Annotated in this window: 15 protein-coding genes and 2 pseudogenes; 13 read left to right on the top strand and 4 right to left on the bottom strand. The window is 40.0% G+C overall.

From position 1 onward, the window contains the following. The first annotated feature begins 14 nt into the window (after nt 1-14). The 4 genes from HMPREF9447_RS18615 (at nt 15) to HMPREF9447_RS18600 (ending at nt 6,606) form a co-directional block, all read left to right on the top strand. Complete coding sequence (locus tag HMPREF9447_RS18615; RefSeq protein ID WP_009131323.1) at nt 15-3,374, top strand: TonB-dependent receptor; 3,360 nt, start codon at nt 15-17, stop codon at nt 3,372-3,374. A gap of 19 nt (nt 3,375-3,393) precedes the next feature. Continuing rightward, complete coding sequence (locus HMPREF9447_RS18610) at nt 3,394-4,845, top strand: RagB/SusD family nutrient uptake outer membrane protein (protein WP_009131322.1); 1,452 nt, start codon at nt 3,394-3,396, stop codon at nt 4,843-4,845. Nucleotides 4,846-4,856: 11 nt separating this feature from the next. Then, nucleotides 4,857-6,014 carry a metallophosphoesterase gene (locus tag HMPREF9447_RS18605; protein WP_009131321.1) on the top strand — a complete coding sequence of 386 codons (1,158 nt, stop codon included), beginning with the start codon at nt 4,857-4,859 and terminating at the stop codon, nt 6,012-6,014. A 94-nt stretch (nt 6,015-6,108) separates the two neighbouring features. Further along, nucleotides 6,109-6,606, top strand: coding sequence for a DMP19 family protein (locus HMPREF9447_RS18600; RefSeq protein WP_009131320.1), 498 nt, complete (start codon nt 6,109-6,111; stop codon nt 6,604-6,606). Between the two features lie 124 nt (nt 6,607-6,730). Here HMPREF9447_RS18600 and HMPREF9447_RS18595 read toward each other — a convergent pair whose 3' ends face one another. Beyond that, on the bottom strand, nt 6,731-7,498 hold the full coding sequence (locus HMPREF9447_RS18595; RefSeq protein ID WP_044138372.1) for a hypothetical protein: 768 nt from the start codon (nt 7,496-7,498) through the stop codon (nt 6,731-6,733). Between the two features lie 392 nt (nt 7,499-7,890). On the opposite strand from HMPREF9447_RS18595, the pseudogene HMPREF9447_RS18590 reads away from it, so the two are divergent. Further along, nucleotides 7,891-8,187: pseudogene (locus HMPREF9447_RS18590) on the top strand (Arm DNA-binding domain-containing protein); the annotation flags it as partial. A gap of 122 nt (nt 8,188-8,309) precedes the next feature. Here HMPREF9447_RS18590 and istB read toward each other — a convergent pair. Next, nucleotides 8,310-8,962, bottom strand: a pseudogene (istB, locus tag HMPREF9447_RS18585) (IS21-like element helper ATPase IstB). Between the two features lie 137 nt (nt 8,963-9,099). On the opposite strand from istB, the gene HMPREF9447_RS18580 reads away from it, so the two are divergent. Then, entirely contained in the window at nt 9,100-9,495 is a 396-nt protein-coding gene (locus HMPREF9447_RS18580) for a hypothetical protein (protein WP_009131316.1), read from the top strand. A gap of 149 nt (nt 9,496-9,644) precedes the next feature. Continuing rightward, on the top strand, nt 9,645-13,436 hold the full coding sequence (locus HMPREF9447_RS18575) for a type IIG restriction enzyme/methyltransferase (RefSeq protein ID WP_009131315.1): 3,792 nt from the start codon (nt 9,645-9,647) through the stop codon (nt 13,434-13,436). Here HMPREF9447_RS18575 and HMPREF9447_RS18570 read toward each other — a convergent pair. Together HMPREF9447_RS18570 and HMPREF9447_RS18565 are read right to left on the bottom strand one after the other, a co-directional pair. Continuing rightward, nucleotides 13,433-14,272 (bottom strand): TaqI-like C-terminal specificity domain-containing protein, encoded by an 840-nt coding sequence (locus HMPREF9447_RS18570; RefSeq protein WP_455423494.1) that lies wholly within the window; start codon nt 14,270-14,272, stop codon nt 13,433-13,435. The genes HMPREF9447_RS18575 and HMPREF9447_RS18570 overlap by 4 nt on opposite strands. A 107-nt stretch (nt 14,273-14,379) precedes the next feature. Continuing rightward, entirely contained in the window at nt 14,380-14,988 is a 609-nt protein-coding gene (locus tag HMPREF9447_RS18565; RefSeq protein ID WP_009131313.1) for a master DNA invertase Mpi family serine-type recombinase, read from the bottom strand. 900 nt (nt 14,989-15,888) lie between these two features. Between HMPREF9447_RS18565 and HMPREF9447_RS18560 the strand changes: the two genes are divergently transcribed. The 6 genes from HMPREF9447_RS18560 to HMPREF9447_RS18540 all read left to right on the top strand — a co-directional run bounded on the left by HMPREF9447_RS18560 (nt 15,889) and on the right by HMPREF9447_RS18540 (nt 20,735). Further along, nucleotides 15,889-17,085 (top strand): tetratricopeptide repeat protein, encoded by a 1,197-nt coding sequence (locus tag HMPREF9447_RS18560; RefSeq protein WP_157225283.1) that lies wholly within the window; start codon nt 15,889-15,891, stop codon nt 17,083-17,085. Next, nucleotides 17,066-17,491 carry a hypothetical protein gene (locus tag HMPREF9447_RS28530; protein ID WP_009131310.1) on the top strand — a complete coding sequence of 142 codons (426 nt, stop codon included), beginning with the start codon at nt 17,066-17,068 and terminating at the stop codon, nt 17,489-17,491. The genes HMPREF9447_RS18560 and HMPREF9447_RS28530 overlap by 20 nt, the downstream gene beginning before the upstream one ends. 146 nt (nt 17,492-17,637) lie before the next feature. Further along, on the top strand, nt 17,638-18,060 hold the full coding sequence (locus HMPREF9447_RS18555; RefSeq protein WP_044138371.1) for a DUF3244 domain-containing protein: 423 nt from the start codon (nt 17,638-17,640) through the stop codon (nt 18,058-18,060). 36 nt (nt 18,061-18,096) lie between these two features. Continuing rightward, on the top strand, nt 18,097-19,248 hold the full coding sequence (locus HMPREF9447_RS18550; protein ID WP_009131308.1) for a hypothetical protein: 1,152 nt from the start codon (nt 18,097-18,099) through the stop codon (nt 19,246-19,248). A 152-nt stretch (nt 19,249-19,400) separates the two neighbouring features. Further along, complete coding sequence (locus HMPREF9447_RS18545; protein WP_167549130.1) at nt 19,401-20,156, top strand: hypothetical protein; 756 nt, start codon at nt 19,401-19,403, stop codon at nt 20,154-20,156. 33 nt (nt 20,157-20,189) lie between these two features. Then, a complete protein-coding gene (locus HMPREF9447_RS18540; RefSeq protein WP_009131306.1) occupies nt 20,190-20,735 on the top strand; it encodes a Yip1 family protein in 546 nt (181 codons plus the stop codon). The last annotated feature ends 9 nt before the right edge of the window (nt 20,736-20,744 follow it).

Genomic DNA, 20,744 nt, shown 5'->3' with positions numbered 1-20,744 from the left:
AATAATCAATTACTATGAACAAGAAGGACTACTGCAACAAACATGAAGGAAGTAGCAAACGTTTGTGGATAACGTTCCTATTTTTCTGTTTCATTGTCACCGGTTTCATGCAAGCTGCTAATACTGCATTTGCGCAAACCACTGTCACGGCAACATTTAAGAAAGCTACCCTGAGCGAAGTGCTATGGGAAGTTCAGAGGCAAACCGACTTCACGTTCGTCTACAGTACTAAAGATGTTGAGGGGATAAGCGTCCGGAACTTAGATGTAAACAATGAGAAAATTGCTGTTGTGTTAGATAAATGTCTAAAGAACAGTGGATTGACTTATTCTGTCCATAATGGGGTTATTGCCATTAAACCGGCTGTAGATGAGGCTAAAGAAGTGGCTGCTCCTCAACAAAAGACTAAGGTGAGCGGTACTGTTATTGACGAAACCGGACAGCCTATTATCGGTGCTAATGTTGTGGTGACGGGTACTACCAATGGTGGTACTACCGACCTTGACGGTCACTTTTTTCTGGAAGTGGATCACCTTCCGGTCACATTGACGGTTTCTTACGTCGGCTATGTCCGTCAGGAAGTTAAAGTTACTTCCGGTAAGATGCTGAAAGTGGAAATGTCACCAGACATGAACCTGATGGAAGAAGTGGTAGTCACTGGTTACGGTACTTTCAAGAAGTCGGCTTATGCCGGTTCTGCTTCCAATGTAAAAGGGGATAAGATGAAAGATATTCCTTCCGTCTCTTTCATGGATCAACTACAAGGCAATGCTCCGGGCGTACAGTTTACTTCTTCCTCCGGACAGCCGGGTGCTTCTTCTTCTCTGAGAATTCGCGGTATGGGTTCTTTCAATGCCAGCAATTCTCCGCTCTATGTAATTGACGGAGTACCGATGCGTTCCGGTACCATCAACACGATGAGCTCAGATGCCGGCCTTGACATCATGTCCACTATCAACAGTTCGGATATTGAAAGCATTACCATTATCAAAGATGCTGCAGCAGCTTCACTTTATGGTTCGCGTGCAGCCAATGGCGTGGTACTTATCACCACAAAGAAAGGTAAAGTAGGAAAACCCACCATTTCATTGAAAGCCGATTGGGGTAGTTCCGATTTTGCAATGGATTATCGTCCTGTGATGGGAGGAGAAGAACGCCGCCAATATATCTACGATGGTCTGGTGGCGGGTCAGATGAAGAAGGGCAAGAGTGAAGCTGATGCAATGGCTTATGCCGATGGCGAGATTGACGATTACGCTCCGATTCCCTGGTGCGGATATACAAACTGGGATGATGTCTTGTTCCAAAAAGGGAGCCATCAGTCTTATGAAGCCTCTTTGTCGGGAGGTACGGACAGATTTAAGTATTATTCTTCACTTTCTTATCTGAAGCAGGATGGTATAGCTATCAATTCAGGACTGGAGCGCATTAGTGGAAGATTGAACGTTGATTTTCAGGCAACCGATAAATTCAAATTAGGTGCAAATGTTTTGTTTGCTACGGTTAATCAGGATGTGTATAGTGAAGGAACTTCTTATTCTTCTCCTTTCTATACTTCACGTAGTGCTGTCGTTCCTTCCGATCCTGTTTATAATGAAGATGGTAGTTGGAATCGTGACTTTATCCGTATCAGTGACCGTAATCCGGCCTTGGCGGCAACTTATGATTATCAGCGCGAATATGTGACCCGTGCATTCAACACCATTTATGGTGAATATGAGTTTATCAAAGATTTAAAGTTCAGGTCTACTTTCAGTTACGACTATGTCAACACGAAAGGTAACGATTGGAGTGATCCGCGCACTTCCAATGGCGATGATATAAACGGCGGTATGAGCAAGAAGTTTTATGAATATAAGAAAATGGTGTGGGCTAACCAGTTGAGCTATAAAACTTCTATTGCCACGGACCATCATCTTGATGCATTGGTGGGATATGAAATTGATGACCAGTACCGCGATTATCTGTCAGGCTATGCCACTAATTTTGCAACTTATGACAAAAATCAGATCAGCAACGGTATGAAAACCGAATCGGTGGGTGGCAACGATACCCGGACACGCATGGTGTCTTACTTATTCCGTGTGAATTATGATTATAAAAACAAGTATTATCTGGGTGGTAGTTTCCGTACGGATGGTAGTTCGCGCTTTCACAGGGACAACCGTTGGGGAAATTTCTGGTCTGTATCCGGCTCATGGCGTATGATTGAAGAAGGATTTATGGACCCTGTAAAAGACTGGTTGACTGATTTTAAGATTCGTGCATCTTACGGTGTGAATGGCACGCTTCCTTCCGACTATTTCGGATACAGGGGACTGAGCAGCCTGACCAATGGGTATTTGGAGCAGCCGGGTATCATCCAGTCGCAACTTAAGAATAATGATTTGCAGTGGGAAACCAACTATAACCTGAATCTGGGTCTTGATTTCAGCTTGTGGAACCGCATTAATGTTACATTGGAATATTACACCCGCACTACCAAGAACTTACTGATGGATCGTCCCATCTCTATGACTACCGGTTTCGGTAGCTATCTGATGAATATCGGCGAGGTTAAGAATAAAGGTGTGGAACTGGAGATTAATTCTACCAATATTCAGGCAAAAGATTTCTCATGGAACACTACATTCAACATTTCACATAACAAGAATGAGATTGTGACACTGGATGGCATGCAAACAGAAATCATCAGTGGAAATCAGATTCGCAAAGTAGGAAAATCATATCGCACGTTCTACATGATAGAATTTGCCGGTATCAACCCCGAAACCGGTGCACCTCAATTCTATACAAATGACGTTGACGAGAATGGAAACTATAAGAAAGAGATAACCGAAGTTATAAAAGAAGCACATGCCATCGTTTTGGATAAGCATGCTGAACCCAATGTTATAGGTGGATTGTCAAACACTTTGCGTTACAAGTGGTTCGATTTCAGTTTCATGTTCTCTTACCAGTTCGGCGGCTACTCTTATGACAACTGGGCGCAGAAAACGGAACATGGCGGCAACGACCTGGAAGCCAATATTCCTACTTACTACCGGGACAGTTGGAGACAACCGGGAGACATTACAAACTATGAATTGTTCTATGAAAAACCTTCTGTAGCCATGAATAAGGTGTCAACTACCCGCAGATTGCATAGCACCGATTTTATTCGTCTCAAGACCTTGACATTCGGCGTAACAGTTCCGAAGGAGTGGACCCGGAAATTAGGTATCGACAACGTACGTTTGTATGCTTCAGCCAATAACCTCTGGACTTGGGCGGCTTATGATTATTACGATCCGGAAGCTGTCAGCGGTGGTACTGCTATTTGGGGAACACCTCCTTTGAAGACCGTAACCTTTGGTGTAAATGTTAATTTCTAACCGTTAAAAACTTGATATTATGAAACTATTAAAATATTTATTCATCAGTTCCGCATTGTTCGTCGTTACCTCTTGCGGAAATGATTGGCTGGATCTGGACCCTTCTACTTCGGTAGACACTGAAACCAGTATTAAAATATTATCGGATGTTGAGTTCACCTTGAATGGTATTTACAGTACTATGCAAAGTTCTGATGCCTATTCGGGTCGTCTGGTGTATTACGGAGATGTGACGGGAGATGATATGCAGGCTGTCAGCTCTACCAAACGCGTAGCTAACTATTACCGCTTTAACTTTACAAAGAATGATGGTCCCACTTCTCATTGGTCTTATCTCTATTCTATTATTCAGAATTGTAATCTGATTCTGATGAATATTGATAAGCTGGACATTGAAGAAGAGGAAACTGCATACAGGGATGATTTGAAAGGCGAAGCATTGGCTATTCGCGGTTTGGCTTTGTTCGATTTGACTCGTATTTTCGGTTATCCGTATACGAAGGATAACGGCGCTTCACTGGGTGTGCCTATTGTGGAAGGCTTGTCTACTATTGACAGTAAACCTGCCCGCAACACGGTAGCTCAATGTTATGCAAAAGTTATTGAAGACCTTAGTAATAGCGTTGAACTGTTGAGCGGTGATTTCAACAAAGGAAAAATAAACAAATGGGGGGCAATGGTGCTTCTCAGTCGTGCTTATCTTTATAAAGGAGATAATGCCAATGCACTGAAAACGGCGGAAGCCGCTATTAAGGGAGCTGAAAAAGAAGGTTATGCTCTGTGGACTAATGAAGAATATCCCACAGCATGGGGCAATGATGCATCGGCTTCCAATCCGGGTGAAGTTCTGTTCGAAATAGTGAACCTCACTACAGATAGTCCGGGTAAGGAGAGCATGGGCTATCTGAACTCTAAGGACGGTTACGACGATATGTGCATCACCTGTTCTTTCTATCAATTCCTGAAAGAAGACCCGAAAGACATTCGTCTTAAACTGTTGAGCTTTGATAAGAAATATTATGCATATGTCTTTAAGTATCAGCCGCAGCAAAATGAGAATATAGAAGATGCTAACATTCCGCTTATCCGTTTGTCCGAAGCTTATCTGATAGCAGCCGAAGCGGCCGTAAAACAGGGTGATAATGATGCGGCGGTTAAGTATCTTGACCCGATTGTGAGGCGTGCTAATCCGGAGAAGACTGTACAGGGCGAAACTATTACTTTGGAGAGAGTTTTAAACGAACGCCGCAAGGAGTTGGTTGCCGAAGGCCATCGCATGTACGATGCTGTCAGAAATGGGTTGACGATAGAGCGTGTGGATGTAAAGGATAGTAATCTGACTAAAACCAAGCATGATACGAAATATATGAAAGACATAAACTGGAATTTCTACATGATTGTGCTCCCTATTCCTAAGAGAGAGATGGATGCTAATCCTAATATGATACAGAATCCCGAATATGGTAATTAAAACGATATAAGATGAATAAGGCAAGTTTCACTAAGTACTTTCTTGTCGCATTTACTCTGATGTTCATTAGTTCCGGCCTGAGTGCCGGAACTCTTGATTTAGAGGGCAAGAAGAAAGAAAAAGAGAAGAAAGAGGAATTATCGGCCGACGGACCTTATGTGCTCTATCAGCCTGATAGTAGAGTGCGCATAATCAGCGTAGATAAGAAAAGACAGATTGTAGACACTACATATAATGCACTACCGGAAGACTTCACCCTGCATGTGATAGACCACAAGGGACGATTCCCGTTTGATGTAAAGCTCCATCCGGTGAAGCGCCCCGACTGGCAATATCGTCAACCCGAAAAAGTGTTTGTCATGTCCGACCCTCATGGGCGTCTGGATTGCGTCATCAGCCTACTGCAAGGCAACGGCATCATAGACAGTAACTATAATTGGAGTTTTGGCAGTAATCATCTGATGGTTATTGGCGACATTTTCGACCGTGGCAAAGATGTGCCGCAAATCTTTTGGTTATTCTATAAACTGGAAGATGAGGCTGCCAAAGCCGGAGGAACCGTTTCCTTTCTGTTGGGAAACCACGAACCGCTGGTGCTGGCAAACGACTTGCGCTACACGAAAGATAAATATAAAGTGTTGGCGGAGAAGTTAGGTATGGACTATCCCAAACTCTTTGGGCCTGACACAGAACTGGGCCGGTGGCTGGGCACGCGCAACACTATGCAGACTATTGGTAACGACCTGTATGTGCATGCCGGATTGGGCAAGAATTTCTACGATCGTAATTTAAGTATCCCGACCGTAAACGAAGAAATGAGTAAAGCCCTTTTTCTGAATAAGAAAGAACGTAAAGCGCTTTCTCCGCTCACTGCTTTCCTGTATGGCAACGATGGACCGATCTGGTATCGCGGCCTTGTGCGGACAGATGCCAAATATCACCCGATGGCGCAGGACAGCCTGCAAATGGTGATGGATCGCTATAAAGCAAAGCACATCATCGTGGGGCATACCATTTTTAAGGATATTTCCACTTTCTATGATGGAAAAGTGATCGGCGTCAATGTGGATAATAAAGAAAATCGTAAGAAGAAACGTGGACGGGCGTTGCTGATAGATGGGGATTCTTACTTCGTTGTGGGAGACAAAGGTATTCAGAGGAAATTATAGAGACACTATTCCCCACTTTTTTTAGTCTTCTTATTATACCTTTCTCCTATATTTCCATATCTTTGCCAAAACATTAAGGTATAATAAGAAGACTATGATTGAAATTACTGATGCCGCCTTGCGTCAAGCTGCGGGCGAGGGGATGGATGCCTTCATCCAGGTATTTACAGATAAATATAAAGAAGTGATAGGGGGTGAACTAACTGCCGACTCCATGCCATTACTGACAGGTGAACAGCACACTCTGCTTGCTTATCAACTCTTTCGTGACGAAGTGATGGATGGCGGTTTCTGCCAATTGATACAGAACGGTTACGGAGGTTACATCTTTGCCAATCCCTTTGCTAAAGTTATGCGCCTGTGGGGAGCGGAAGATTTCGGCAAACTTGTGTATAGAGCCAAGAAGATTTATGATGCTCATCGTGAAGATTTGGAGCGCGAGCGCACCGATGATGAGTTTATGGCTATGTACGAGCAATATGAAGCTTTTGATGAACTGGAAGATGAGTTCCTTGAAAAAGAAGAAGGAATAACAACTTTAGTAGCCAGCTATGTAGACGAACATCTGGAACAGTTTGCTAAAATCGTCTGATAAGGGGCGATTTTACTCTTTCAAACTTTTATTGCTTTTTAAAGATATGATGAAAGGCTGAACAAGACGGTTGAGTGCATCCGGTATGCGGCAGAATTATTTGCCGCATTTTTTTCTTTTATCCCTAAAAATTAAAACAAATGCCCAATGCCGGTTGTGTCTGAATCATTCCGTTGGGTAAAGCCATTTGAATACTCGAACTGCTAAGCGAGAATTCTATTGCTTGTTTAGCCCGTTTCTTATTGATATTTGCAAAAACGAAAAGTGGAATGCTGGCAGCTGTTGCACTTGCACCCGCATAAAATACAGCTTTCCATGGTCTGGTATTTTTGTAGAAAGAATCATCGAAAGCTCCGCCCATTAGCCCTGTTGCTATTCCGGCAAGTCCTATGCCCAATGCCGTATATGCTCCAATTCTGAACTGTTTATGCTTCTTCCACAATTGTGGGTTGAGTTCTGTGCCAAGTGCAGTTGCAATAGCTTTCTGTCTATTCTTGACGGCAAAAGTAAAAAGTGGAATGCTGCTTATAGTTAGTCCTGCTCCGGCGCAGAGGATGATGCCGAAGGCTTTCCCGTCTCCACCAGACTCGTAACCCGAAACGACGGCACCGGCGAACCCTACAACCATCGTGGGTACTCCTATACCGAGCGCTGTCCATCCGCAGGCTTTTAATGTTTTATGTTTTCTCCAATATTTGGTTTGCTTATACTTGTCTTGTGCACCAGTTTTGTTTTTTGCAACATAAATTGCTGTTGTTGTACTTGATAGGGTATAATTTTTCATGGATAAAGAATCCATATTTACTGCTTTGGAGGATATCGTGAGAGACAACAATATAAGAAAGAACATGTATCGCGTGAGAGACGAAAGATAATTTCCACCTTCTTTCATTCCCGATGTAACGGTCTTTTTATTGGAGATGATGTGAAGTTTAGAATGAGCCATAATCTTGGTATAAGTTTGATATAAGTAAACCTCTTAACAGATGCCGCTATGAGTCATCGGAAACAAAGTTACTGAAAATCTCTGGAATAAACGAATAAAAAGGGAGAAATGGCACTGAATGGCTTATTAATAAAGCGTTTATGACGCCAAACGAAGCCAACGGGAAAGAATGGAAAACGCAAAGAAAAGCGGAATATTGAAGCAGGAAGGTTTTCAAATCGTTACCCGTCAGAATGTAAGATTTAACATAGTCCGTGCTGATTGCGTTGCTCTGCTTAGGTTTGCTTATCAAGGTTTAACTCGTTGATTATTAGTTTTACAACCAAAAAAAGTTAAGCATGAGCAGAAGCACATTCAAGGTGCTGTTCTACGTGAACGGCAGCAAGGAGAAAGACGGAATCGTTCCCATCATGGGAAGAGTGACAATCAACGGGACTGTATCGCAGTTCAGTTGCAAGCAGAGCATCCCAAAGACGCTTTGGGACGTGAAAGGGAACAAGGCGAAAGGCAAGGGAAAGGAAGCACGGGACATCAATCTTGTCTTGGACAACATCAAGGCGCAAATCATCAAGCATTACCAGCGCATATCCGACCGTGAGGCGTTTGTTACGGCAGAAATGTTGCGTAATGCCTATTGGAAAAGCCACTCTACTTTGACCCTTTTGGCCAAACAGGATTTACCCACCTTGGCCATAATATGATTGACCCTTTAAAGTCCTGGTGATAGGGGTCAATTTTATTTTACCCTTTTAATTCTCTAGTTTTTCTTAGATCTTAACTTACGCATACTTTCACCGCACAACTCTATGGTATGGGCCGTATGAATGATTCGGTCAAGGATGGCGTCGGCTATTGTCGGATCACCAACCATATCATACCAGTTGGACGATGGGTACTGCGAGGTTATGATAGTGGATTTCCTTTCATGCCTGTCCTCAATAATTTCGAGCAGGATGGGACGTTCCTTGGCATCAAGAGGTACAAGGAATAGGTCATCAAGGATGAGCAACTGACAACGCTCAATCTTCTTGAGCTCAGTCTCAAGTGACCTTTGACTTTGGCAACCTTCAGTGCGCCAAGTAGTTTTGGTGCATTGGCATAGAAAGTACGGAATCCCTTTTTGCATGCCTCGTGGCCAAGGGCACATGCCAGATAGCTTTTTCCTGTACCTAAAGAGCCGGTAATGAAGAGGTTCTGTCCCTTATGTACAAAGTCAAGGGTGGCGAGGCGTTCCATCTGATTGCGCTCCAGACCCCGGTTTGTGCCATAGTCAATCTGTTCGAGATAAGCCTTGTATCGGAACACCGCATTCTTGGTAAGCCGCGCTATGGCAGCCTGGGCACGGTAATCCCATTCGCGTGCAAGGAGCATGGAAAGGAATGTGTCCGCAGTCATGGACTGCGGGGTGATACCGGCAAGGCTTTCCCTGAAAGCCTCCGCCATGCCATATAATTTCATGCGGCCCATCAAATCCAGTGAGAAAGCCAAGCGCAAGCGTGGCATGAGGATTATAACGACTTATTTATCAACTTAAAAGATTAACTATAATGGTACAGAAAGACTTTTTATTGGATTTTGACCTCTACATTTGTGAGAGGTTCGGTTACAGAAACAGCCTTCACGTTACACCGACAATGAACGGTTATTGCGTGGATGTAAATATCAAGCCCGTAAAACTCTACATTCGTTTTTGGGAGTACAGCAAAGGTGTGGGCGGCTTTCCCGATTGGTGCATCATCCTTGTGAACTGCAACTTTGCCAAGAAGCAGAAAGAGGAATTGCAGAAACTTGTGCGGTTCTTCAAGGAGTACGCGCCACGATATGGGTACAAGCATATAGGCATAGAAAACAACCAGAAATTGAATGAGGTGCTGATGTTGCCGCAAATGAGAAGCACGAAGGATGATAATCATGTGATTGCTTTAACTGGCATTACAATATAATTAGGTGGGGCATATCAAATCTACTGCCTGCTATTGTATGTTGATAATGGTTGGCGGTAGAACAAACTTTCGTTAAACCAATACGTTCATTCTTTATTATCAAGATTTTAGGCTACCTTTGTATTTTATTAACTCATTTACCAAACATTATGGGACTACTCAAACCGAATCAAGTTCTGAACAAAGCATATAGACAGGTTGCGATTGAAACAACAGATTTTGACCTATTCAAAAATGCCCTTCGCACATTGAGGGACAATGTAGTGGATGGGCAAAGAGAAGAAACTCAGAAAGAACATTTACGTAATTTCTTAAGCGAAACGTTCTACAAGACATACTACATGGCTCCCGAAGAAGATATTGATTTGGCTATCCGATTGGATAAAACTACCAAGTCCAATATAGGGTTATTGATTGAGGTAAAGAGCACTACCAACAAAGGTGAGATGATTTCTAATGACAATCTCAATCGTAAGGCTTTGCAGGAATTATTGCTATACTATCTCAAAGAACGTGTTAGTAAGAAGAACAATGATATTAAATATCTCATCGCTACTAATATTCATGAATTCTTTATTTTTGATGCCCATGAGTTTGAACGTAAATTCTATCAGAACAAACAGCTACGTCGTGAGTTTCAAGATTTTGTGGATGGACGCAAGACCAGTAGCAAAACCGACTTCTTCTATACTGAAATTGCAACAAACTATATTGAGGAGGTGAAAGACAGCCTTGAATACACTTACTTCAACTTACAGGACTATCGACACCTGCTTGATAAAACAGACGGCAGCACTTCACGCAAACTTATCGAACTTTATAAGATATTCAGCGACACACACCTTTTGAAGCTATCGTTCCAAAACGACAGCAATTCGCTCAACCGTGGATTCTACACTGAGCTGCTACACATTATTGGTATTGAGGAACGCAAAGAGAATAACAAGACCGTGATTGTACGCAAAGCTGTGGAACGGCGTGACGAGGCTTCATTACTGGAGAATACTATTAACCAACTGGATGCAGAAGATTGTTTGCGTCACGTAAATGGTAGTCTGTATGGGAATGATTATGAGGAACGGTTATTCAATGTTGCAATGGAACTGTGCATCACTTGGATGAATCGCATCCTTTTCTTGAAACTGTTGGAGGCTCAGATGTTGAAATACCACAATGGAGATACTGTCTATAAATTTCTTTCAACGACCAAGATTCATGACTATGATGATCTCAACACACTCTTTTTCCAAGTGCTTGCACGTGACATGAGCCGTCGCACACAGTCCATTATGCGTGATTTTGCTTACGTTCCCTATCTCAACAGCTCTCTTTTCGAGGTGACAGATTTGGAAAGTAAAACAATTAAGATAAACAGTCTTTCACAACGTGCGGAACTTCCCCTCTTGACGAGTAGCGTATTACGGAACCCAAAACGAAATCTGCAAGTCAGCGCATTGCCTACCCTACAATACCTATTTGCTTTTCTTGATGCTTATAACTTTGCGAGCGAAGGCAGTGAAGAAGTGCAAGAAGAGGCTAAAACACTCATCAATGCCTCTGTTCTAGGTCTTATATTCGAGAAAATAAACGGTCACAAAGATGGTTCAGTATTCACACCAGGCTTTATCACTATGTTTATGTGCCGCGAAGCAATCACCAAGACCGTACTGCAAAAGTTTAATGATTGCTATGGCTGGAACTGTGCTACCCGTACAGACCTATACAACCGCATCGACAATATAGCTGAAGCCAATGAACTGATTAACAATTTACACCTATGTGACCCTGCTGTTGGTTCGGGGCACTTTCTTGTGTCTGCTCTCAATGAGTTGATACTCTTGAAATACGAATTGGGTATTTTGGTAGATGCTGCCGGTAAGCGTATCCGCAAAGCTGACTATCAACTTGCCATTGAAAATGATGAGCTGATTGTGACCGATGCCGAAGGCAACTTATTTGCTTACAACACACTCAATGCGGAAAGTCGCCGCATGCAGGAAACCCTTTTCAAGGAGAAGCGTCAAATCATTGAAAACTGTTTGTTTGGCGTTGATATTAATCCCAACTCTGTGAAGATTTGCCGCCTACGACTGTGGATTGAATTGTTGAAGAATGCTTACTATACAGCTGAAAGTAACTATACTTATTTGGAGACCTTGCCAAATATAGACATTAATATCAAGTGTGGAAATTCTTTGCTTCACCGATTCGCTTTGACTGACAGTATTCAGACCGTACTGCGAGAGTCTGGTATCAGTATCAGCCAATATAAGGAGGCTGTAGCTAAATATAAAAATGCCCAAAGTAAAAGCGAAAAGCAGGATTTGGAAACGCTTATAACTGAAATCAAGTCGAAACTGAAAACAGAAATCAACCGCAGGGATGCACGATTGGTTAGATTGAACAAACGCCGCTCTGAGTTGGCAACCTTACAAGCACCTCAACTGTTTGAACCGACAAAAAAGGAAAAGAAAGCATCGGACAAGCGCATTGCCGACTTAAAGAAAGAAGTTGCGACTTTAGAAAATATATTTGAGGAAATACGCTCCAACAAAATTTACCTTGGCGCATTCGAATGGCGTATAGAGTTTCCAGAAGTACTCGATGCCGAAGGTAACTTCTTGGGATTTGACTGTATCATTGGCAATCCACCTTACATTCAGTTACAATCTATGGGTAAGAGTGCCGATGTATTGGAACGCATGGGCTACGTAACTTATGCACGTACTGGTGATATTTACTGTCTCTTCTATGAGTTGGGTATGAATCTACTTAGTCCTAATGGTTATCTTTGCTATATCACGTCTAATAAATGGATGCGTGCAGGATATGGTGAAGCCTTACGAGGTTACTTTGCAAGCCAAACGAATCCTATTATGTTGATAGATTTTGCTGGTATAAAAATATTCGATGCAATAACGGTAGAAGCAAATATTCTTTTATCTCAAAAAGCAACAAATATTTTTAACACACAAGCTTGTTTGGTACAAGATGCGAATGGCTTGAATAATTTGAGCGATTTTGTGCAGCAAGAGCATACCATTTGCGATTTCTCTGGTAGTGACAGTTGGGTAATATTGTCGCCAATCGAGCAAAGTATCAGGCGTAAGATTGAGTCTATTGGTACACCACTCAAAGATTGGGATATAAACATTTATCGTGGAGTCCTTACTGGGTATAACGATGCGTTTATCATATCTACCGAAAAGCGTGAGGAGATATTGGCGAATTGTCAGACAGAAGACGAGCGCCAAAAAACGGCTGAACTTATACGACCTATTTTGAGAGGACGCGATGTGAAACGCTATGGATATGATTGGGCTGGTCTTTGGCTTATCAATACACATAATGGATTGAAAAATAAGAGAATAAAACCTGTAGATATAAATGATTATCCTGCAATTAAAAAATGGTTGGATAATGGAGGTATAGCCTATAGCGGTAAGATGTATAAGGGATTCTCACAAATAGAGAAACGGTCTGATCGAGGTGATACGCCATATAACCTACGAAACTGCGCATATATGGAGGATTTTTCTAAGCCAAAAATTGTGTGGGGAGAAATATCTGATAAATCAAAATTTGCTTTCGACTTTTTAGGGGAATATATACCAGAAGCAACTTCTTTTTACATGAAAGGCGAATGCATTGAATACCTTTTATCTGCTTTAAATTCGTCTGTGTCTGAATGGTTATTTTCTAAAGTAGGGACAACTACAGGAGTGGGGACAATTAGATGGAAAAAGTATACCATAGAACAGCTTATTGTTGCTAAACTATCTACTGAACAACTAAATACTCATCTTGCTGCTTTCAATGATTTGAAAGTAGGCAAGATGAGTATTACGGATTTTGAATGTTTTAGCAATAAGTTGATGTATGATATTTATAAGCTTACCTCAGATGAAATTCAATATATTGAAAACCAGCAAACTGTCTAAATAGACTTTCGGAGTGAAGAAACAAATGAATGTAAAAAATTAGTTTCTTCACTCGTGAATCCATATACCATTGAAACCAAACTCTCTATTTTAGAGTCAATGAATGGTAAATTGATATTTTTATTTGTTATACTGTTTGCAAGTTCAGCTAATTCAACAAGTTCTATTTTGTTTGCATCATAAAGAGGTATAGGGAAAGTCGCTATATTTTGACCTCCAACTTGAACATCTCCAACGCCAGTTTTATTCATATTAGTCACATAGCTATACCATGTTATAGCTTGTGAATTCAATACCGCCAACAGATAATCCAAATGATTGCCTGTCATAATATAACACGCATTATTCATTACATAATTGTTGGTATCATATGCAAAAGCCATTTGGTTCCCGATTATTTTCCACACAATTTTTGGCTTAGAAAAATCCTCCCAATAACTGATGCTATCTTGTGTTTCAAACCATTCGTTATTGGTTTTCTTTCGGGCTTTTATTTTTTTATCATTAACAATATGAGTTTTTCCTGTTTGTTCCAAACGATGTATGCCAATTGACAGAAGATAATTTTTCACTGCAGGATAACTTTCTATATCATAATGCCGAGAAGGAAATGTGGCAATAATCCATAAGTCCGCCCACTCATATTCATATCTCTTGATATCCCTGCCACGAAGAATCGGTCGTATAAGTTCAGCCGTTTTTTGGCGCTCGTCTTCTGTCTGACAATTCGCCAATATCTCATCACGCTTTTCAGTGTTGATGATAAATGCGTCATTGAATCCTGTCTTAATACCGTAGTTGATTTGAATGTCCCAATCCTTCAATGGAGTTCCCACAGCCTCAATTTTCCGTTTGATACTCTGCTCAATAGGCGAGAGTATCACCCACGAATCAGAGGAAACGAAGTCGCACTCCACACACTCTTGCTGCACAAAATCGCTCCTTATGTTTCTACCATAAAAGTCTTGATAAATCGAGCGAGCGTATTTCTATCCACTTTACAAATTTTAGCGATTTTGCGCTGTGAAACTTCAGCTTTCAATAGTTCTTGTATGAGAATTTTCTTACCATGGAGTTTGTACTTCTCTGGGGTACTCTTTTTCCCTTTAGGACGTCCCAATACCACCCCCTCTGTCTTTTTTCGTGCCAAAGCTTCTTTGGTTCGTTGGCTAATAAGGTTACGCTCAATCTCAGCTGACAGTCCAAAAGCAAAAGCCAACACCTTACTTTGAATGTCCTCCCCCAACCGATAGTTATCCTTGATAGTCCAAACCCTACATTCCTTGCCCATGCAAATATTCAGAATTTCCATTATCATAAAGAGATTACGCCCCAATCTGGACAATTCAGCACAGATAATCAAATCATCTTTCTGTACCTTGTTGAGCAACTTTCCAAGTTCTCGTTTGTTGTAGGCTTTTGTTCCACTAATGGTTTCCTCAATCCAACCATCAATTTTCAGTTTTTGATTGTCGCAGAAATTATTGATTTCAAAACGTTGGTTTTCTACCGTCTGCTTGTCACTGCTTACTCTAATGTATCCGTATATCATATATCTAATTATAAATGTTTATAGATATATAATATGAATAGTTTTTCATGATAAACCAAAGAAAGCATTGATTTTACGTTTAATTCTTTGCCGTTTCTTCCTTAACTAACTTTCAATTTCCATTTTTATATAGTACAATTGATTTTTATTCTTATATTTGCGCATAGAACGACTGACTTGATAGCAACTCACAGCAGAGCGCAGAAATAAGCACGGTTGCCAACTCGTTACCTCAAAATCGGGTAATCCTCCCCAAGCCTTTATAATATAAGGCGATAAGAAATTTATTCCAGAATTACAAAAATTTATTGTTAGGCAGATGAGTTTTGCAAAAAAGATGCTATAAAGCAATGGGAATAACTCCAATCATTTGAGTGATGCCTCTTCCTCTAAAGAGTTTATGCATTAAAGCCTAAAGATAAATCTCCTTTCCTTTAATCATTAATGTGTGTACCCTTAAGCTCAAACATGAGTAAGCCTAATGTAAAACTTCGTCCTGCAACTGTGGGCTGTCCGGTTTCCAATTGCGGGTTAGACAGCCTGCAATTGGAAACCGGACAGCCTGCAATTGGAAAACAAAGATTAGAATAGGGTATGGTAATAAAAAGAATATGGCAAAGTAATGTTTTGTCTTAACCTCGTTGTTTTTTATCTGTGGTTGAGGATGGCTATAGGCCGTATAAGAGCTAAGATTGTAGGGAATATTAGGATTACATGAATATCTGAATGATGAAATAGTCGCTGTTTGCGGTCTTTTTATAAATTGCTGTTAAATATTTGCCGTTTTATGCAGTATTTTGTTCCTTTGCAGGATATCTTACGTTGAATATGAAAAAATGCTTGTTTCTGTTTGGGCTTTTTGTAATAGGAGGTGGACTTGTTTCCTGTACGCGAACTGATGTGAATAAAAAATTGCTGAAACAAGTGGAAAGCTGTGTGGAGGTATACCCTGATAGTGCTATGCGGTTGATAAACCTGATAGAATATCCGGAACATCTTCATGGAAAAGAACGCGCAGACTATGCTTTATTAATGGCACAGACTTTGGATAAGAACTATTTGGATAGTTTGCAATCCGATTCGCTGATTAAAATTGCTGTAGATTATTACAAGAGCAATAATGACTTCTTAAAAGCTGGAAGGGCTTACTATTACTATGGAAAAGTAATGGTGGCAGAAGATAAATTATCAGAAGCAATGCAAGCTTATTTGGAAGCTTTGGATCTTTTGAAGAAAACGAATGAATATAAATTGCAAGGATTGGTATTTGAGCATATTGGTTATTTAAATTCAGTGCAAGGTGTGTATGACTTCTCAATAGATAATTATCAGAAATCTATTCATTATTATGAGTTGGCTGGAGACAGTATAGGTATGGTGTTTGGATGTCGTAATATTGCCCGAGGGTATCTTGCAAAGCAACATAACGACAGTGCTCGATGGTATGTTAATAAAGGGTTGGCACTGTTGCCCGATACAACAAACCAGATAAGAGTCTCTCTTCTTCAGTTGTTGGGACTTATTGCTAAAGAAGAGAAACAATATTCGCAAGCCATAGACCATATTGTTGCTGCCATCAAGTTAAATAAGAATGTGAAAAATGAATCTCGCTATTATCTGTCTTTAGGCCGTATATATATGGACATAGGGGAGTTTGCATTGGCCGAAGAATGTTTCATGCATTGTATTTGTACAAATGATATAATCATTTCTTCGGGTGCATATAGTTATTTGTGTTTATTGAAAAAAGAAGAACGTGACTATCAACAAGCCCTTTGTTATAAAGAAAAATCCGATTCAATATTAAATATTGTTAGTAATGATAAGTTGAGAAGCCAACTGCTGACTTTGCAGAAGAAGTATGAAACAGACAAACTTGTTATGGAAAATAGGCAGGTAAGATTAGAAAAGGCAAATCAAACTTATTTCTATTCGTTTCTAGTGTTGTTGGTTATTGGTCTGAGTATTTATTTCATTAAATTATATAGGAAGAAAAATCTGCGGAATATAGAGGCTTTGAAGAGGAATGAGAAGATAATAGAAGGGGTATATTTGCAGGATTACAGAGTTAGAACAGTTGGAAAAGCAGGAGCGTGAATCGAAAAAGGAAGTAATAGGTAAACTGAACAGGAAGATTCTTGATTTAACGGTCCAGAACAAGAAGATACGTGAGAATTCAAGTGTGGAGGCCCTGTTCATTCTGGGAGAATTGGAACAGGGAAGGTTGATTGTGGAGAAGATTACAGATTCTGAGCGTCAACATATATTCGATTATTTAGATTTGGTGCATGCTAACTTTATCTCACGCATAAAAGCAAATTTTGACTTGACAAAAGGAGAATTATTATTGGCTGCGTTGATTAAAGTTGGTTTCTCTGTCAAGCAACTGATGATTGTCTTTGATTGTGAAACGAGGTCGATATATAAAAATAAGCAGAGACTGAAAGCACATTTGAAATTGAAAAAAGAAGATTCTTTGGAGCAAATGATTGCATTTTATTGAGCTTAAAAGCATGGTTTTGTCCACTACTTATTTTTTAATTGATTGTATAATAGATTATTATTTTTTATTTCTTGTCCTCATTAATATCTTTGGAAATAGTTGTCATTGCGTTAACTTTGCTACTAAACTTAAAGAAGAAAAACGTTATGAAACTAAAATTAATTCTATGTTTGTTGGGTGTGTTTTCCTTGATGGAGGTAAATGCTCACTCAGTAGTGAACAAAAATGAAGTCCTACAAATGAGTTCGGTTCAACTGACCGGAAATGATGTCCCTTTTGATATTCTGACTAAAGGAGATACGGACGATCATCGCTCTGTACGACCGGTAGTGCCTATTTTTGTGGTGCTGGATACTGATAATTGTATTCTAACTATGTATTTTGAAGCAGCCATAGGAGAAGTGGAGATAACTCTTTCTCAGGATGGTGTTGTGGTTTACTCTTCTTCGGAAAATATTCAATCTTCTGTGCAAAAAGGTATTCAACTTGAATTAGGGAGTTCCGGTAATTTCTCGATAGAAATAGAAGGGAAAAATGGAGCGTATGTGCGTGGGGAGTTTGTACTATAAATAATGTAATATGTTTAACCTGAAAATGTGATACTTATGAAAAAGATTAGTTTGCTATTAGTAGGATTGTTGGGAATGTTTTCTTGTGAGCAAGAAAATTTGGAGGGGATTGTACAAAGCGGTACGGAGCAGGTACAAACAAGGGCGGCAACGTCATCTATTACAGATTTTAATCAGATAACTGAGTTGGATGGTATTCCAGTTAATATTTTGAATGTAGGAAATACTAGTCGTAGATATTTGTCATGTGCACCATCTGGAAGTGAAATGAGTTTGTATACAGAAGATGATGGAAGTTTGCGACAGCGATGGTATGTACGGTCTGGAAATATTATTCTTGTCGGAGGGAATAGCTCTATTTCTTCTCCTCCTTTCACACCCACAGTTAAACCTAATGATAGCAAAACGGAGCCCATTTTGGCTGGAGCGATTGGTAGTTTTATTCCTGCTAATTTCTCATTTATTCCTTCGGGAAATAATTATTATATAAAATATGCTACATTTTCGTTATCTTCTCCGGAACTATATTTACAATCAGATACACGGAATGGAACTGCATTGAAGTTTAAAACACCTCATTCTACTGATCTTGCCTTGTGGAGAATGGTTCCCATTGGGGAGTTTCGCCTTATTGATGTAGAATATGTAAAATCTGAACTTGATGGCGATTTTATAAATCGAAGAGATCAATTCATAATGGGAAGTATTTTCCCAGGAGAACCTTTTGATGTGGAGCATACTCTTACGGTTTCTGAAACAGCAAGAGAAAGTAGTACTTTTAATGAAACTAATGGTGTTTCTACTCAGAATCAAAGTGCATTTCATTGGAGTAGTCAATCTGGGCAAGCCCCTTTACCTGTAGTAAGTATTAGTGGCGATCTTAGTACTTCGATAACTTCATCTCATTCAACTAACTATACTTCTACAGGGGAATATGATGTAACTGTATCCCAGACTTTTAAAGTGGTTATTCCTGCGAATACAACCTGCAGGGTTGAGGTTTTAAAAATGTCATATAATACAACTCTCACTTATGTTGTCACGTTAGAAAAAGCAAATGGTGCAGAAGCTGGTAAAAGGTTTAGAATTAAAGGAAAATGGGAGGGCATAGTAACGACCTTTTTATATTATAACATTTATCGAGATGAAGATAATAAATTACTTGATACTCGGATTATTGGAAATTAAGTCTGAATAAAAGTTAAATAAATGTTGGGGGTTGCAGTATTTAGATTAATATTTCATTTACTCTTAAAAACAATGAAAAAACGAAGAGAGTACTATGTAACTCAATTCTTTTATCTAAATTTGCAAACTCTAATATTTATAGAACAATGAAAATGGCTAAGTTTAAAATCTGGATGGTTGCCCTTACCTTAATAATGGGTGCTTCTCTTACTTCATGCGTTGAAACTGATCCCACAGTAACTCAAGTAACTTTTGGGCAAGTAACTTCTTTCATGCCTACAGTTATTACTATTCCTGGCGGGTTACAGATAACAGCTGTGAATTCTTTGGCAGATAAGGATTTGTATCCTGGGGATTATGTATATTTCCAATATTCTTATAATTCGGATGAACAGAAGGTAGATGAAAATACCAAAAACATCAATGCCACAGTGATTATCGGAGAAAAGATAACTAATAGCTATGCAATAGAGGCTGAAAATAAAGGAGAAGAATATGAGAATGTGACTATGCTTCAAATAGGAAATGGACCGGAATCTAATTTAAGGTTCATGTATTATGATAAGAGCAAAATAATCGTTCCTGTTATATTCTTGGCTGAGAAAGAAATTTCAAAACATACATTTACTTTAGTTTATGATCAGGCAGATTTAGAAGAGAGGAGTGAAGAACTGAAGCTTTACCTGCGTCATAATTCTTCTGAGGAAGATTCAAAATCTCAGGCTACTTCTTATAAACTGTTTAGTATTGACAATGCCCTTTCTGAATTTGCCAATGCTAATAATGGAAAGAAACCTGAGAAAATAACTATTTATGCAAATGAGACGAAAAATTTTAATTCAGACGATCTGAAAGATAAGAAGGATGAATTGACAGCATATACTGTAGAGTACATATATAAAGATTAATAATTGGACTATAAAGCATTATTCCATATAGCAATGTTACTGATTTCCTCTCCGGCCAAGGCCTGGGAGGAAATTCGTTTGGAAGAGGATAGGCGAAAAGTATTTACTGCTTTTGTCTATCCTATGATTGGTTTATGCGGATTGTCCGTCTTCATCGGCTCTTTGCTGGCGAAAGGATGGGGTGGTCCGGAAAGTTTTCAATATGCCATGACGCAATGTTGTGCAGTGGCGGTTTCTCTCTTCGGAGGGTATTTTCTGGCGGCATATCTCATTAATGGGTTGCGCGTCAAAATGTTTATGATGGACAGTGACATGCCTTTGACGCAGCAATTTGCGGGCTATGCACTGGTCGTACTTTTCTTGCTTCGGATTATTATCGGCATATTGCCGGACTTTAATATCATCGGATTGCTGTTGCAGTTCTATATCGTGTATGTGGTGTGGGAAGGGGCTTCCACGTTGATGGAAGTAGAAGAAAAGGACCGATTGAGGTTCACTATCATTTCTTCTATTTTGCTGATTGCTTGCCCTATGCTCATTCAGATGATATTCAACCAACTGACAACGGTGCTTAACTAACGTATGAAA

Origin of the sequence: Bacteroides oleiciplenus YIT 12058 (genome assembly GCF_000315485.1) — a bacterium.
In the GTDB taxonomy this organism is placed as follows: Bacteria; Bacteroidota; Bacteroidia; order Bacteroidales; family Bacteroidaceae; genus Bacteroides; species Bacteroides oleiciplenus.
The sequence above is the reverse complement of the archived record's forward strand: the minus strand, read 5'-3'. Positions and strand labels throughout refer to the sequence as shown.